Annotated in this window: 14 protein-coding genes and 1 tRNA gene; 11 read left to right on the top strand and 4 right to left on the bottom strand. The window is 67.5% G+C overall.

All coding sequences use genetic code 11. The features are described from left to right. Positions 1 to 23 precede the first annotated feature (23 nt). The 5 genes from ybgF (at position 24) to VF329_09715 (ending at position 4,390) form a co-directional block, all read left to right on the top strand. Complete coding sequence (gene ybgF / locus VF329_09735) at positions 24 to 902, top strand: tol-pal system protein YbgF (protein HEX7081283.1); 879 nt, start codon at positions 24 to 26, stop codon at positions 900 to 902. A 4-nt stretch (positions 903 to 906) separates the two neighbouring features. After that, positions 907 to 1,587, top strand: a complete 681-nt coding sequence (gene queE / locus VF329_09730; protein ID HEX7081282.1) for a 7-carboxy-7-deazaguanine synthase QueE — start codon at positions 907 to 909, stop codon at positions 1,585 to 1,587. A gap of 7 nt (positions 1,588 to 1,594) precedes the next feature. Further along, complete coding sequence (gene queC, locus VF329_09725; GenBank protein ID HEX7081281.1) at positions 1,595 to 2,269, top strand: 7-cyano-7-deazaguanine synthase QueC; 675 nt, start codon at positions 1,595 to 1,597, stop codon at positions 2,267 to 2,269. A gap of 120 nt (positions 2,270 to 2,389) precedes the next feature. Next, positions 2,390 to 2,465, top strand: a tRNA-Lys gene (locus VF329_09720). Between the two features lie 521 nt (positions 2,466 to 2,986). Beyond that, positions 2,987 to 4,390 (top strand): aminomethyl transferase family protein, encoded by a 1,404-nt coding sequence (locus tag VF329_09715; GenBank protein HEX7081280.1) that lies wholly within the window; start codon positions 2,987 to 2,989, stop codon positions 4,388 to 4,390. A gap of 118 nt (positions 4,391 to 4,508) precedes the next feature. On the opposite strand, the gene VF329_09710 is transcribed toward VF329_09715, so the two are convergent. From VF329_09710 to VF329_09700, 3 genes are all read right to left on the bottom strand, one after another. Then, entirely contained in the window at positions 4,509 to 5,282 is a 774-nt protein-coding gene (locus tag VF329_09710; protein ID HEX7081279.1) for an alpha/beta fold hydrolase, read from the bottom strand. Between the two features lie 31 nt (positions 5,283 to 5,313). Then, the gene (locus VF329_09705; GenBank protein ID HEX7081278.1) at positions 5,314 to 6,312 is read right to left on the bottom strand and encodes a Virginiamycin B lyase; all 999 of its coding nucleotides are present in this window, start codon (positions 6,310 to 6,312) and stop codon (positions 5,314 to 5,316) included. A 170-nt stretch (positions 6,313 to 6,482) separates the two neighbouring features. Beyond that, the gene (locus VF329_09700) at positions 6,483 to 8,111 is read right to left on the bottom strand and encodes a PQQ-binding-like beta-propeller repeat protein (GenBank protein ID HEX7081277.1); all 1,629 of its coding nucleotides are present in this window, start codon (positions 8,109 to 8,111) and stop codon (positions 6,483 to 6,485) included. A gap of 119 nt (positions 8,112 to 8,230) precedes the next feature. Between VF329_09700 and VF329_09695 the strand changes: the two genes are divergently transcribed. The 4 genes from VF329_09695 (at position 8,231) to uppS (ending at position 10,657) form a co-directional block, all read left to right on the top strand. Further along, the gene (locus VF329_09695; protein ID HEX7081276.1) at positions 8,231 to 8,752 is read left to right on the top strand and encodes a hypothetical protein; all 522 of its coding nucleotides are present in this window, start codon (positions 8,231 to 8,233) and stop codon (positions 8,750 to 8,752) included. A gap of 157 nt (positions 8,753 to 8,909) precedes the next feature. After that, entirely contained in the window at positions 8,910 to 9,530 is a 621-nt protein-coding gene (locus tag VF329_09690) for a hypothetical protein (protein ID HEX7081275.1), read from the top strand. Then, complete coding sequence (locus VF329_09685; protein HEX7081274.1) at positions 9,523 to 9,909, top strand: transcriptional regulator; 387 nt, start codon at positions 9,523 to 9,525, stop codon at positions 9,907 to 9,909. The genes VF329_09690 and VF329_09685 overlap by 8 nt, the downstream gene beginning before the upstream one ends. 61 nt (positions 9,910 to 9,970) lie before the next feature. Beyond that, positions 9,971 to 10,657, top strand: coding sequence for a polyprenyl diphosphate synthase (gene uppS, locus VF329_09680; GenBank protein HEX7081273.1), 687 nt, complete (start codon positions 9,971 to 9,973; stop codon positions 10,655 to 10,657). Positions 10,658 to 10,718: 61 nt separating this feature from the next. Here the strand turns inward: uppS and VF329_09675 are convergent, their stop codons facing one another. Next, positions 10,719 to 11,387: a carboxymuconolactone decarboxylase family protein gene (locus tag VF329_09675; GenBank protein HEX7081272.1), complete on the bottom strand. Its 669-nt coding sequence runs from the start codon at positions 11,385 to 11,387 to the stop codon at positions 10,719 to 10,721. A gap of 197 nt (positions 11,388 to 11,584) precedes the next feature. Between VF329_09675 and VF329_09670 the strand changes: the two genes are divergently transcribed. Together VF329_09670 and glmS are read left to right on the top strand one after the other, a co-directional pair. Further along, positions 11,585 to 11,857 (top strand): hypothetical protein, encoded by a 273-nt coding sequence (locus VF329_09670; GenBank protein ID HEX7081271.1) that lies wholly within the window; start codon positions 11,585 to 11,587, stop codon positions 11,855 to 11,857. 21 nt (positions 11,858 to 11,878) lie between these two features. Further along, positions 11,879 to 13,702 (top strand): glutamine--fructose-6-phosphate transaminase (isomerizing), encoded by a 1,824-nt coding sequence (glmS, locus tag VF329_09665; protein ID HEX7081270.1) that lies wholly within the window; start codon positions 11,879 to 11,881, stop codon positions 13,700 to 13,702. The last annotated feature ends 473 nt before the right edge of the window (positions 13,703 to 14,175 follow it).

Here is a 14,175-nt window from a genome sequence, read left to right as displayed (position 1 = left end):
GACGCAATCTCGAGGAGACCGCCGTGAGAAGCGTATGGTCCGTCCTTCCGATCGGCGTCGTTGCGATCGGCTCGCTCGCCGGTTGCAGCACGCTGACGCCCACCGACGATCCGGTCTATCTCCGTCTCACCGATCTCGAGGCGCGGCTGATGCGCATCGAGAGGGTCGTCAACAACCAGAGCCTGATCGAGCTCGCCGGTCAGGTCGAGCAGCTGCGCGCGGAGACTCAAGAGCTGCGGGGGCAAGTGGAGACGCTCAGGTTCGAGATGGAGAGCGGCGCCGACCGCGACCGGCAGCTTTATCTCGACGTCGATCAACGGCTGCAAGCCCTCGAGCAGGCGCAGGCGCGCAACGCCTCGCCGCGGCCGCGCGGCGGCGCGTTCGGCGCGGGCCCCGATCTCGGAAACGACGCCGGCGCTCCGAGCTTCGGCGACGGCACGCGGGCGCCCGCGGGCGGGCGCTCGACCGCCGGCGCCTCCACGGGTACCGAAGCGGCGGCGCAGCCCCTGGTGGCCGGCAGCGACCAGGACAACTATCGCGCGGCCTTCGACCTCATCGAGGCACGCCGCTATGCGGAGGCGTCCGACGCGTTCGCGCAGTTCCTGGCCGCGTTCCCGGACAGCCCGCTCGCGGACAACGCGCAGTACTGGCTCGCCGAGACGAAGTACGTGCAGCAGCAGTTCGCGGAGGCGCTGCCGGAGTTCCAGAAGGTCATCGATCTGTATCCGCAGTCGGCGAAGATTCCGGACGCGCTGCTCAAGATCGGCTTCTGCAACTTCGAGCTTCAGCAGTGGGACGCGGCGCGCACGGCGCTCGAGCAGGTGACGCGCGAGTATCCGGACACGACGGCCGCGCGCCTCGCCGCGGACCGGCTCCAGCGCCTCGAGCAGGAGGCGGGTTGAGCTCGTGGCCGCGTCACCGGTCGATGCCGTGCCGAGCGACGCGGCCGCGCTGCGCCTGAAGATCACCGAGATCTTCTATTCGGTCCAGGGAGAAGCGTCGCACAGCGGCTGGCCGACGGTTTTCGTCCGCCTCACCGGCTGTCCGCTCCGCTGCCGCTATTGCGACACGGCCTACGCGTTCACCGGAGGCGAGTGGCTCACGATCGGCGAGATCGCCGAACGCGTCGCGAGCCACGGCAGCCGCTACGTATGCGTCACCGGCGGCGAGCCCCTCGCTCAGCCGCGTTGCGCACGCCTGCTCGAGGCGCTGTGCGACGCCGGGTTCGAGGTCTCGCTCGAGACGAGCGGAGCGCTCGACATCTCGGGGGTCGACCCTCGCGTCAGCCGCGTCGTCGACGTGAAGACGCCCGGGTCGGGCGAATGCGCGCGCAACCGCTGGGAGAATCTCCCGCTGCTCACGTCTCGCGACGCCGTGAAGCTCGTGATCACCGGGCGCGAAGACTACGAATGGGCCAGGACATTCGTCGAGTCGCATCGCGACTTGCCGTGCACCGTGTTCTTCTCGCCGAGCTACGCGGAGCTCACCGCGCGAGATCTCGCCGAGTGGATTCTCGCCGACCGTCTGCCGGTGCGGCTGCAAGTGCAGCTGCACAAAGTGCTGTGGGGCGACGTGCCCGGGCGCTGAGCTCGCCATGCCGCGCGCGGTAGTGCTCCTGTCCGGCGGGCTCGATTCGGCGACCGCGCTCGCGATCGCGAGGCACGACGGCTACGAGTGCCATACGCTCGCCGTCGACTACGGGCAGCGGCATCGCGCCGAGCTCGCGGCGGCGGCGAGAGTTTCGCGTGCGCTCGGCGCCGCGGATCATCGCGAGCTGCCTATCCCGATCGGCCGCTTCGGCGGCTCGGCGCTGACGGACCCCGCGATCGACGTGCCGGAGCACGGCGGCGAAGGCATCCCGGTCACCTACGTCCCCGCGCGCAACACGGTGCTGTTGAGCCTCGCGCTCGGCCTCGCCGAGGTGCTCGGCGCCGACGCGATCTTCGTGGGAGTGAACGCCGTCGATTATTCCGGCTATCCGGACTGCCGGCCGGAGTTCATCGAGGCCTTCGCGGCGCTCGCGCGGGTCGCGACGAAGCAGGGTGTGGAGGGGCGGCCCGTCCGCATCGAGGCGCCGCTCCTCCGGATGAGCAAGGCGGACATCGTCCGGCGCGGCGCCGCGCTCGGCGTGGATTATTCGCTGACCGTTTCCTGCTACCGTGCCGACGAGGAGGGGCGGGCGTGCGGCCGATGCGATGCGTGCGCGCTCCGCAGCCAAGGCTTCGCGGCCGCCGGGATTGACGATCCGACTCGCTACTATCGAGAATGATCGCGAATCGAAGGCGGGATGGCGGTCTCGTTTGTGACGGCCGCGTCATCGAGTATCATCGCGAGCCCGCTCCGTTTTCATCCAGGCATTGCAGCCGGCGCCGGGCGGGCGAAGTCAAACGGGCCGTTAGCTCAGTTGGTAGAGCACCGGACTTTTAATCCGATGGTCGTAGGTTCGATTCCTACACGGCCCACCATCGCGCCTCGGCCCATCCCGTGAGCGCGATGAATGTAGACGTGGGCACAGCGCCGTGCGCTGAAGATCCCGAATGCCGAAAGGGCGGCTGCCGCTGCGAACGCCCGCGGGTCATGCGACTCGATAATCACAAACGTTAAGTAAAAAAAAGCCCCGCCGATATGACGGCGGGGCCGTAAAGGAGCCGCGGCTTAGAGAGGGGGATAGCCGCGACGGCGGCCCGGGGGGAGGATCGGGCCTGAACCTTTTATATAGGGTTGGAGATCGGCATTCCAACCGTCGCCGGACGGAGACGAGGGTGAGTGGGCGTATTCGTCGCTCGGGCTGTATCGCGCGACCGCTGCCTGACGCCATGGTGTTGCGGCTACCACTAAAACGAGCACCCGTCGCGCGCCCTCGCGTACGGGTTTCTCGATTTGAAAATTCGTCGCGACCCGATCAAAATCACGCATCCACTCCAACGGCCCGGTCCTTGGGGGCCGTCCCAAGGCTTTTGCCTTCAATAAGAGGTTACCAGGAGCTATGAGCCAACGAAGCTTGGAAGATCTGTTGAAGTCGGTAGGGAATCCGGTGGATATGCTCCGGAATTCACAGATCGGAGCCTACGTGTACCCGGTCGTTCCCGCCGAGTTCACGAACTGGCGCGACGAGCAGCGCGCCTGGCGCGAGACGTGCGTCCTCTTCGACCAGTCGCACCACATGGTGGACCTGTACATCGAGGGGCCGGACGCGCTGAAGATGCTTTCGCATCTGGCCATCAACACTTTCAAGAACTTCACGGTCAACAAAGCCAAGCAATTCGTGCCGTGCAGCTACGACGGCTACGTGATCGGGGACGGCATCCTGTTTCACCTCGAGCAAAACAAGCTCGTGTTCGTCGGCCGCGCGCCGTCGGCCAACTGGATCGAATTCCACGCGGCCACCGGCGGCTACGACGTCAAGGTCGAGAAGGACGACCGTTCGCCGTCGCGCCCGATGGGCAAGCCGGTCGTCAGAAAGTGCTACCGCTACCAGATTCAAGGCCCGAACGCGTGGCAAGTGATCGAGAAGCTGAACGGCGGGCCGGTTCCGACCATCAAGTTCTTCAACATGGGCACGATCAACATCGCCGGCCGCCAGGTGCGCGCGCTGCGCCACGGCATGGCGGGAGCGCCCGGCCTCGAGATCTGGGGGCCGTACGAGGAACGCGAGGAGATCCGTGCGGCGATCGTCGAGGCGGGTAAGGATTTCGGCCTGCATCAGGTGGGCTCGCGCGCCTACGCCACGAACACCCTCGAGTCCGGCTGGATTCCTTCGCCGCTTCCGGCCGTGTACACGGGCGAGAAGATGAAGGCGTACCGGGAATGGCTGCCGGCGGACAGCTACGAAGGCTCCGGCTCCCTGGGCGGAAGCTTCTACTCGAATAACATCGAGGACTACTACGTCACGCCTTACGAGATCGGCTACGGGCCGTTCGTGAAGTTCGACCACGACTTCATCGGCCGCGAAGCGCTCGAGAAGATTGCCGACAAGCCCCATCGCCACAAGGTCACGTTCGCATGGAACGGCGACGACGTCGGCAAGGCGTTCCGCTCGTTGTTCGAGCCGGGCGCGGAGCACTACAAGTACATCGATCTGCCATTGTCGAACTACGCGTCCGCGTCGTACGACAAGATCGTCAAGAACGGCAAGGTCGTCGGCTTCTCCATGTTTGCGGGCTATAGCTACAACGAGCGCTCCATGCTGTCGCTCGGCACCGTGGATCCCGACATCGAGATCGGCACGGAGGTCACGCTCGTCTGGGGCGAAGAAAACGGCGGCACGCGGAAGACGACCGTGGAGCGGCACAAGCAGATCGAGATCCGGGCGGTCGTGAGCCCCGTGCCGTACTCGAAGGTCGTGCGGGAGCAATACGAGGGCGGCTGGCGCAAGGCCGGCCAGGTCTAAGCGTCCAGACTCGCGGCGCGCACCGCGCGGCCGCACGACTCGGAAGGGGGAAGGCGCTACCGGCGCGTTCCCCCTTCTCTTTGATATCCCGCCTCTTCGTCCCGGAAACCGGCGCCGGCTACGCGGTGCGCTCCAGAAACGCGCCGACGGTTTCCGTGAACGCCGTGGCCTGCTCGACGTTACCGAGATGCGAGGACTCGAGCAGCGTGAGCTCCGAGCGGCGCAGCTTCGCGGCCATCGCCTCCGCAGCAGCCGGCGGCGCGCCCGGATCATGCTTGCCCGCGACGACGAGAGCCGGCGCCGTCACGGCCGCGAGCCGTTCGAGGTGGTCGAGCGACTGGATCGCGCGGCCGGCCGCGGCGAAGCCGCGCGGATCCGTGGCACGGATCATCCGCGCGATCCAAGCGGTCGTCAGCGGCGCCGCGGTCCGGAACTCGGGGGTGAACCACCGCTCGATCGTGCTCTCGACCTGTCCGTCCATGCCGAGTGCCTCGACGCTTGCGATCCGCTCGTCCCAGGTACGGCGCATGGCGTCGGTCGCGAACGCGAGCGTGTGAGCGAGCACGAGCGCGCGCACTCGCTCGGGGTGCTCGATCGCGAACGCTTGCGCCGTCATCCCGCCGAGCGACAGTCCGACGACGGCGGCGGCAGGAATCGAGCGCGCGTCGAGCAGCGCGCAGACGGCGGCCCCGAGCCCGCTGAAGGTGAGCGCTCCGTCGGGCGGCGGGCACGCGCCGTGGCCGGGCAGATCGACGTTGACGATTCGGAAATGCTCCGACCAGATCGGCAGCTGCGGCGCCCACATCGCCGAGGACGTCGCGAGCGAATGGAGCAGCACGACCGCGGGCGCGTTGGCCGGCCCGCTGTCCGAGGCGACGAGCGTCGGCACCATTTTCTCGTTCTCCATGCAGCGAGCGATGCGGTCAGCGGAAGCTCAAGTAACCGATCCGGTTGCCGACCGCATCGGTGAACCAAAGCCGATTGCTCAGCCGCTCCGGCGGCTGGCGGTCGCTTCCGGCGCTCAGCCCGACGGTGCGCGCGGCCGGGCCGGGCACATCGAATTCCGTGATGACACCGTCCGGCGTGACCCGGCCGAGCGCCATGCCCTTCGAGTACCACACGTTCCCGTCCGGGCCGACGGCCGCGTTGATCGGCGAGCCCGTCGGGCTCGGAATCGGGAGCTCGGTGATGTCGCCGTCCATCGTGATTCGGCCGACGCGGTTGCCGTCGGGCGTCCGGCCGTCCATGCGCCCGGCGAGCTCGAGGAACCACATGTCGCCGTCGGCTCCGGCCGTGATGTCGCCGGGGCCCGAGTTCTCGCGGGGCAGCGAAAACTCGGTGATCTCGCCGCTCGGCGTGATGCGCCCGATCTTGCTCGCGTGGTATTCGGAGAACCACACGTTGCCGTCGGGGCCGGCCGCGAGCGCCCGCGGTCCGCTGCCCGGGGTTGGAATATCGAACTCCGTGATCGCGCCCGCGGGCGTGATGCGTCCGATCTTGCCGGCGGCGAACATCCCGAACCAGATGTTGCCGTCTGCCCCGAGCGCGATCGCCCGCGGCTGACTTACCGGTGTCGGGATGTCGAACTCGGCGATCTCGCCGCTCGGCGTGATACGACCGATCCGGTTGCCCGCGTGCTCGGAGAACCACATGTTGCCGTCCGCGCCGAGCGCGATGATCCGCGGAGCGCTCTCCGCGTGCGCAAGCGGAAAGATCTCGAGCGCCGTGCCGTCCGGGTTCATCCGGCCGATCGCATTGCCGGTCCCGAGCGTGAACCACACGCGGCCGTCCGGCGCGAGCGCGATCGTCGTCGGACCGCTCGCGCCGTCGGGGAGCGGGAACATCGTGAACGTGCCGGCAGTCTCGAGCCGCTCGTCGGGGCGGAGCCAGCGTTGCTCGTCGGCGCTCGCGTCGGCGGTCATCGCGAGCCCTCCGAGTAGGCTCGGCACGACCGCGACGATGCGCTTTCGTTCGCGTTTCTTAAGTACTGTCTATTCAATAAGATATAAAATTTCATTACTGTAGATCATGAAGAAGGTGCGGCCCGCCGATTCTAGCCGTTTCCGTGCCTCGAGCCGGTCCAAGCGGTCTATCATCCGCCCGGCGACGGCGCCGACCGCGGCGTCAGCCTGTAGATCGTGTTGTCGACGTCGGAGGCGACGTAAATCGCCGCCGAGCCGACCCCGACTGCGCGATAGAGGCTCGGGCCGTCGGCGACGTGCAGGGGCAAATCGCGCGCGGCGACGGTCCCGGCGCCGCCGCTCGTATCGAAGCGCTTCAGCCGGCGGGCGCCGGCCTCGACGACGATGACGGCGCCGTCCGGCATCACCGCGACGCCTTCCGGCTGCTCCAAGCCGGTAGCGACGAGGACGGCGGCGCCGGTCTCGACGTTGATTCGAAGCAGCCGACCGAGCGCACTCTCCGTCACGAATACCGCGCCGCCGTCGCTCCACGCGAGCCCCCTCGGGCGCGCGAGGCCGGTGGCGATGATCCGCCGATCCGTCGGCTCCGGACCGAACACGCGCAGCAGCCGTCCGGTCCCGGTCTCGGCGACGATCACGTCGCCCTCCGGCATCTCGACCGCGTCGCCGGGGACCACGAAACCGGTCCACTCGTCGAGGACCTCGAACGTCCTGCGATCGACGCGCTGAATCTCGCCGAAGACCTCGCTGACGACGAGGAGCCGGTCTCCGCGGATCGACACGTGCGCGGGCTGGAACAGCTCCAAGGGCGTGTCCTCGACGGCGCCGCTTTCGCCGTCCACGATTCGAAGGCCGCCGATCGCGTCGCCGATGTAGAGCGTGTCGCGCCCGCCGCGCGAATCCACGGCGATGCCGGCCGGCGACGTCAGCGCCGTCGGCCCGACGACGTAACGCACGTCGCCGCTCTCCGCGTCGACCTCGACGATCGCGTTCTCCGCGGCGAGGGATACGAAGATGCGGCCGTCGGCGCGTACGGCGAGATTGTCTCCGCCGGAAGGAAGCTCCGCGACGACGCTCGTCGCGCCCGAGCCGAGATCGACGCGCTTCAGGCGGCGCTCGTCGACGACGTAGGCGCGTTCCTGCGCGGCGAGCTTCAGCGCCGACGGCGTGTCGAAAGCGTCGGAGATCGTGGTCATCGCGCCGCCGTCGGGATCGATGCGCACGACGCGGCCTTCGAAGTACAACGGCCCGTAGATCATGCCGTCGGCGCCGACCTCGAAGGCGTTCAGCCCGCCGATATCGTCGAGGATCAGACGCGGCGCCGCGTCTCCTTCGAGATCGAGCTCGTACAGCGCGTCGTCGTAGAACACGAGCGTGACGAAAAGCCGTTCGCCGTCCGGGGAGAACCCCACGGCGTTCACCCCTTTGCGATCCTCCCAGAGGCGGCGGACGGGACCGCCGGGCGGCATCGCATAGACGACGCCATCCTCGATCGCAGTCCACACGAGCGTGCCGTCGGGCGCAATCGCGATGTCGTCCGCCATGCCTTGTCGCGGGCCCACAACGGGCTCGATCGTTCCGTCGTCGACGGCGACGGTGAAGATCGACTGACCGATGACGCTCGTGGCGTAGAGCAAGCCGTTCTCGCCGAAGCGCAAACCGTGAACGCCGTGGAAGGGCGCGCCGGCTTGCACGAGCGGTCGGACCGTGAAAGCGGGCTGAGAAGCGACGTCGAAGCATGGCGCGGCGCCGAATAGCAGAAAGACGAAAGCCGACGATGCCATGCGCATCGTGCTCATTCCGCACCTCCGTCCGGAGCGTCTCCGCATTGCCGTCCCCCGTCCTCAATAGTACGCTGAGCACGGTCAAGTCTCATATCCGGAATGCAATGCCTCAGCGCATCAGCTCGACGAGAGGCATGAGCGCGAGCGGAACCGTCGCTCTCGGCCTCCTCACCACGGTGGCGGTGTTCGCGGTGCATCGTGCGCTCACCGGAGCCGACGACGGCGATGCCGCGCCGCGTCCACCGGCGTCGCCATCGAGCGACGCCGAGCATCCCGGCTCTTCCGACGACGCTGCACGTCCGCCGCCCGCTTCGACGGCGCAGCCCGTCCTCGAGGGCAGCGGCGAGGCGGTCTCGCTGCGGGACGCATCGGCATCCTTCAGGAACACGAGCCTGTTGATCGCCATTCGCGACGCGGGCTACGTCTGCACGGAAATCGTCGCGGCAAGCGACGCGTCCGACGACCACGCCGCGTGGCGAGTGACGTGCAGCGACGCGAACGCTTATCTCGTCGCTGCCGACCGACACGGCCGCCTGGCCGTCGAGCCGCTTTATTACTTCGACGGGCCGGGGCCGGTCTCCGCGCCTCGGGGCGCGGAGCCGCCGCTCGATCGACAAGTCATACCCATCCCGGCGCCGACGCCGCCCGAGCCATGACGAGCGGAGGCACGATCCGAACGGCGCGGGAGCGCCCGTTGACCGGCCTACAGGGATGCCGCAGGATGGCCGCGGTTCGCGCCGCTGCGGGCCGGTCCTCTTTATGTTGCAAAGTGCTTGACAACGAAGTGACCAGCGGCCGAGACTGAGAGCAGCGATGGCATCAGCGTTTCCGGGTGACGTTTCAGCGAGCGAGTCCGCGCCGGTATCGATCGACGCCGGCGCGCTCGCGCACCTCCGTTACATCAGGGATACGATGGAGGCGGCGCATACCTTCACGTCGGTCCCGGGGAAGGGGTGCATCGCCATGGGCCTCACTGCGCTCATGGCCGCCGTCCTTGATTCCATTCCGAATCTCACGCCGTACTGGCTGCCGATCTGGCTCGCGGCGGCGGTCGCCGCCGTCGGGCTCGCCAGCTATTTTTTCGTGCAGAAGGCGAGAGCGCAGGGGCTCAGCCTGTGGCGCGGCGTTGCGCGCCGCTTTTTCCTGACTCTGCTGCCCGCGCTCGTCGCCGGCGCCGTGCTGACCGGCGCGCTGATCGATTCCGACGCGCGCGACCTCGTGGCCGGCTCGTGGCTGCTGCTGTACGGCGCGGGCCTCGCAGCGAGCGGTGTTTTCTCGATCCGTCCCGTCATGCTGGCCGGATTCGGGTTCATGGCGCTCGGGACCCTTGCGTTCTTGCTGCCTCCCGAGTGGACCACCGCGCTGCTGGCGCTCGGGTTCGGCGGTTTTCATGTTGTTTTGGGCGTCATCATTCTACGGAGGCACGGTGGCTAAGCGCGCGATAAAGGCGGAAAGCAATCAGGAGGCCACGAAGCTCAGCCGGCTGCGGACGGTCAGCAGCTACGTTGCCGACGGGGAATCGAAGGATTTCGACAGGCTGATTTACGAGCGCGTGCGTCTCGGCATCATGAGCGCATTGAGCGTGAACGAGAGCATGACCTTCAACGAGCTGAAGGAGCTGTTGAAGACCACGGACGGTAACTTGAGCGCGCACGGCCGAAAGCTCGAGGAGGCCGGGTACATTTCGTGCAAGAAGACGTTCTCGTCGCGAATGCCGAAAACCGAGTACAGCCTCACAGCAAAGGGCCGGCGAGTGTTCGAACGTTATCTTTCCCACATGGAAGCACTGATAGGGGCGGCGCGGGGCCAATAAGGCGGATTGTTTCGCGCGCGAGCTTTGCAATGCAAAGTGAAATTGCAAACGGGAGTGAACGATGCACGTCGCGATAATCATGGATGGAAACGGCCGATGGGCAGTGCAGAGAGGCCTGCCGAGACCCGCAGGCCATCGCGCGGGCGCCGAGACCGTGCGGCGCATCGTCGAGGCCGCCGTCCCGTCCGAAATCTCGGTGCTCACCCTCTACGCGTTCTCGGCGGACAACTGGCAGAGGCCGCGGCGGGAGGTGGCGGCGCTGATGCGGCTGATGAAGCGCTATCTCGTGAGCGAGCGCGTGCGGTGCCTCGAGAACGGGATTCGGGTCAACGTCATCGGCCGCCGGGACCGCCTGGCGCCGGAGCTCGTTCGCTCGATCGAGGACATGGAGCGCGTCACGTCTGCCGGCGAACGGCTGCTGCTGCGCCTCGCCATCGACTACTCGGCGCGCCGCACGCTCCTCGAAGCCGCCCGCCGCGCCGATCCCGAGGCGGACCTGGCCGACTTCGAGCGGTGCCTCGCGGCCGGCATGCACTCCGTGCCCGGCGTGCCGCCGGTCGATCTCCTGATTCGGACCGGGGGCGAGCAGCGGCTCAGCGATTTCCTGCTGTGGGAATGCGCGTACGCCGAGCTCGTCTTCTCGGACACCTATTGGCCTGATTATTCCGCGGACGAATTTCGCGCCGCGCTCGACGAGTTCGGCCGCCGCGATCGCCGCTTCGGGCAGCTGTCGAAGCGCTCCGCCTGATCGAGGCGCCCCACGGCGTCTCGCCGGGCCGGGCGGACGCGCCGAGCTCGCGGGCCGGCGGTCATCGCTCCGGCAGCAGCGCCGGCCGGTCCTCCGGCAGATGCTGGTCGACCGCGGACAGCAAGAGGCCGGCCATCACGTAGTCGCCCATCACGGTCACGAGCTCGACGAAGCCCTGCTCGCCGAAGCGCTCCACCGCCTCGGCGAACAGCTCGGAGCTCAGGCGGTGCTCGCGCAGGAGCGAGCGGCCGACGCGGATGATCAGCGCGTCGTCCGCTGCGAGCCCCGCGGGATCGCGGTCGTGCTTGATCGTGTCGACGACTTGCTGCGGCACGCCGGCCCGAAGCGCGGCCGGCTCGTGCGCGGACCATTCGTACTGTTGCTCGATCTCCCAGGCGGCCACGAGAATCGCGACCTCGTACACGCGCGGCTCGAGCGCGCCTTCGTAGCGGAGATATTGGTTCAGCAGCTGAAAGGCTTCGGCGACCTTCGGGCTGTAGAGCGAGACCGCCGCCGGCCCTGTCCGGGGCGGAGGACCGTCGCCGACGACGAGGTCGTAGGCCGCCTTTCCTTCCGGCCCCATGTCGTCGCGTTCGAGCGCCGGCAGGCGCGACAGCGACACCGCGTCCACGTCGGGCGGCAGCGCGCGGTCCGGGCGGTCTTGCGCGAGCCCCTGCCCGCCGCCGATCAGCAAGACGGCGGCCAGCGCCGCGCATAGCTGCTTCTGCATCGCGATGGCTCCTCTCGCCGGCGGCTGCGCCGGTGCGTCCCGAGTATAGGCGCACGCCGTAGAGACCGAGCCTGGCTGCCCGCCTCGAGCCGCTCGGCCGACTCGCATCGCGGCTGGCTCGCTCAATGCCGCGCAGTTTTTGCCCGTTTTCGGGCAAATTCATTGAAAGGGAAGTGCCGAGAGAGTATGAAGAGGGCATGCCGGACGACGATCTCCAACCCCTGGTGGAGCGGCTGGCGGCAAGCACGCCGCTGTCGCGCGAGCAGGCGCGGCGGGTCGTGCTCGACGTCATCGCGTATCTGACCGAATCCCCCGAGGCTTACGTTGCGCGCCGCCATCGCGAGCTCAAGCGGAGCGAAGGGCTGCGGAACGACGCGATTTTCGAGCGTCTCGCCGACGAGCTTCGGTGCCGCGTCTTCGCGATGCCGCCGCTCACGACGCGGCAGATCCGGCGAATGATCTACGGCTGACCGCAACTCCGGGAGAACGCGATGTGCGGCATCGTCGGCTACGTCGGCCCGCAAAACGCAGCGCCGATCCTTCTCGAGGGCCTGCGCCGGCTCGAATACCGCGGTTACGATTCCGCGGGCCTCGCGCTATCCCGAGGAGGGGCGCTCTCGGTTTTCAAGAAGCAAGGGACGGTCGCCGATCTCGAAGCCGTTCTCCCGAAGCGGCTCGCCGGCCGAGCGGGCATCGGACACACGCGGTGGGCGACGCACGGTGCCCCGTTGGATCGCAATGCTCATCCGCACACCGACGCCTCGGGCAGGATCGCGGTCGTGCACAACGGCATCATCGAGAACGCGCGCGAGCTCAAAGCGACCCTCGAGGCGAACGGCGCGCGCTTCGCGTCCGAGACCGACACGGAGGTGCTCGCGCACCTGATCGCGGCCGCGGACGCCGGCACGCTCGAGGAGCGCGTGCGCCTCGCCCTCGCGAACGTCGCCGGCAGCTACGGCCTGCTCGTCCTCGACGAGGCCGGCGCGATGGTCGCAGCGCGTAACGGCAGCCCGGTCCTCATCGGGATCGGCGAGAAGGAGATGTTCGTCGCGTCCGACGCCGCGGCTCTGATCCGGCACACGCAGCGGGTCGTCTATCTCGAGGACGGCGAGATCGCGCGAGTCGACGCGAAAGGATACACCGTGACGTCCGTCGACGGTGCCGCCTCGCCCGGCCCGGCCGCGCGAGAAGCGATCACGATCACGTGGGGAGCGTCGACCTTCGAGAAGGGCGATCATGCTCACTACATGTTGAAGGAGATCATGGATCAGCCGGCGGCCGTGGAAGCGGCGATGCGCGGCCGTCTCGACACCCGCTTCGACACCGCGCACCTCGGCGGCATCGCGATGGAGGCGCGGGAGCTGCAGCGCTTCCGCAGAATCACCGTGCTCGGCTGCGGCTCGGCGTACATCTCCGGGTTTCTCGGCGCGCGGCTGATCGAGTCGCTCGCGAGGCTGCCGTGCGACGCCGTTCCGGCGGCGGAGTTCCGCTACCGGAATGCGATCATCGAGCACGACACGCTGTACGTGGCCGTGAGCCAGTCGGGCGAGACGTTCGACACGCTCGCGGCGGTGCAGGAGATCCGCCGTAAGGGCGGAGCGACCCTCGGCGTCGTGAACGTCGTCGGCAGCTCTATCGCGCGCGCGTGCGGTCGGGGTGTTTACATGCATGCAGGGCCGGAAATCTCCGTCGTGTCGACGAAGACTTTCGCGTGCACGCTCGCGGTCTTCGCTTTGCTCGCGCTCTACCTGGGCAGAATGAAGGATCTGTCGCCGGAGCGGGGCAGACGGCTCGTGCACGCGATGCGCGAGCTGCCGGAAACGATCGCCGCCACGCTCTCTCTCGCATCGCACATCGAGGAGCTCGCGCGCCGATACGCCCGCTTTGACGACGCCTACTACATCGGCCGGGACTTCGGCTGGGCGCTGGCGATGGAGGGGGCGTTGAAGCTGAAGGAGGTCGCCTACGTGCACGCGGAAGCGTATCCGGCCTCCGAGCTCAAGCACGGACCGCTCGCGCTCGTTTCTCCGGAAGTTCCGACGATCGCGATCGTCCCGGACGACCACCTGCTCGAGAAGAATCTTGCGTCGATCGAGGAGATCCGCGCGCGCAAGGGACCGGTGCTCGCCGTCGCGCAACGCGAGCGCCTCGACGTGGACGTCGACGACCTCGTCGTCGTGCCCGCGCTCGACCCCGTGCTCGACCCGATTCTGATGCTGATCCCGCTGCAGCTCTTCGCGTACTATCTCGCGTTGGAGACGGGGCGAAGCATCGACCGCCCGCGCAACTTGGCGAAGAGCGTCACCGTGGAGTGAGCCTCGCGCATCGCGACGCGGCGGCTTTCCGGTAAAAACAAAGTTGCTACCTGGGGAATATAGTCGTTACCTCAAGAACAAAGTCGTTTCCCGCAGAATAAAGTCGTTTCCCGCAAGTGCTCGAGTTCGAGCGGTAACTTGAAATCGGGCGTCCATCGCCGACATTGGTCATAGCGTTCCCCTCTCACACTGCCGAGAATGGACGCTCATAAGCTCAGGACATAATGGCGCTCACCCCCGCGACCATAACTTACATCCGGACGAGGGTTCAGCGATCATGACAGATCCTAAATACATGGCTCGCTTGATCTTCGCCGCGCGCTCCGCCAGTGTGCGTATTCCACGTGATGCCGGTCACTGATTCCACGGCATCCCGGTCAGCGATTCCATACGATCCCGGTCACTGATTCCACGGGAAGCCGGTCACCGATTCCACGCGATCCCGGTCACTTTGCCGCCGGGGCGGATCGACG

The sequence above is a fragment of the Gammaproteobacteria bacterium genome (genome assembly GCA_036381015.1).
Classification (GTDB): domain Bacteria; phylum Pseudomonadota; class Gammaproteobacteria; order Steroidobacterales; family Rariloculaceae; genus ZC4RG20.
Note: the sequence above shows the minus strand (reverse complement) of the source record. Positions and strands in the feature narration are given on the sequence as shown.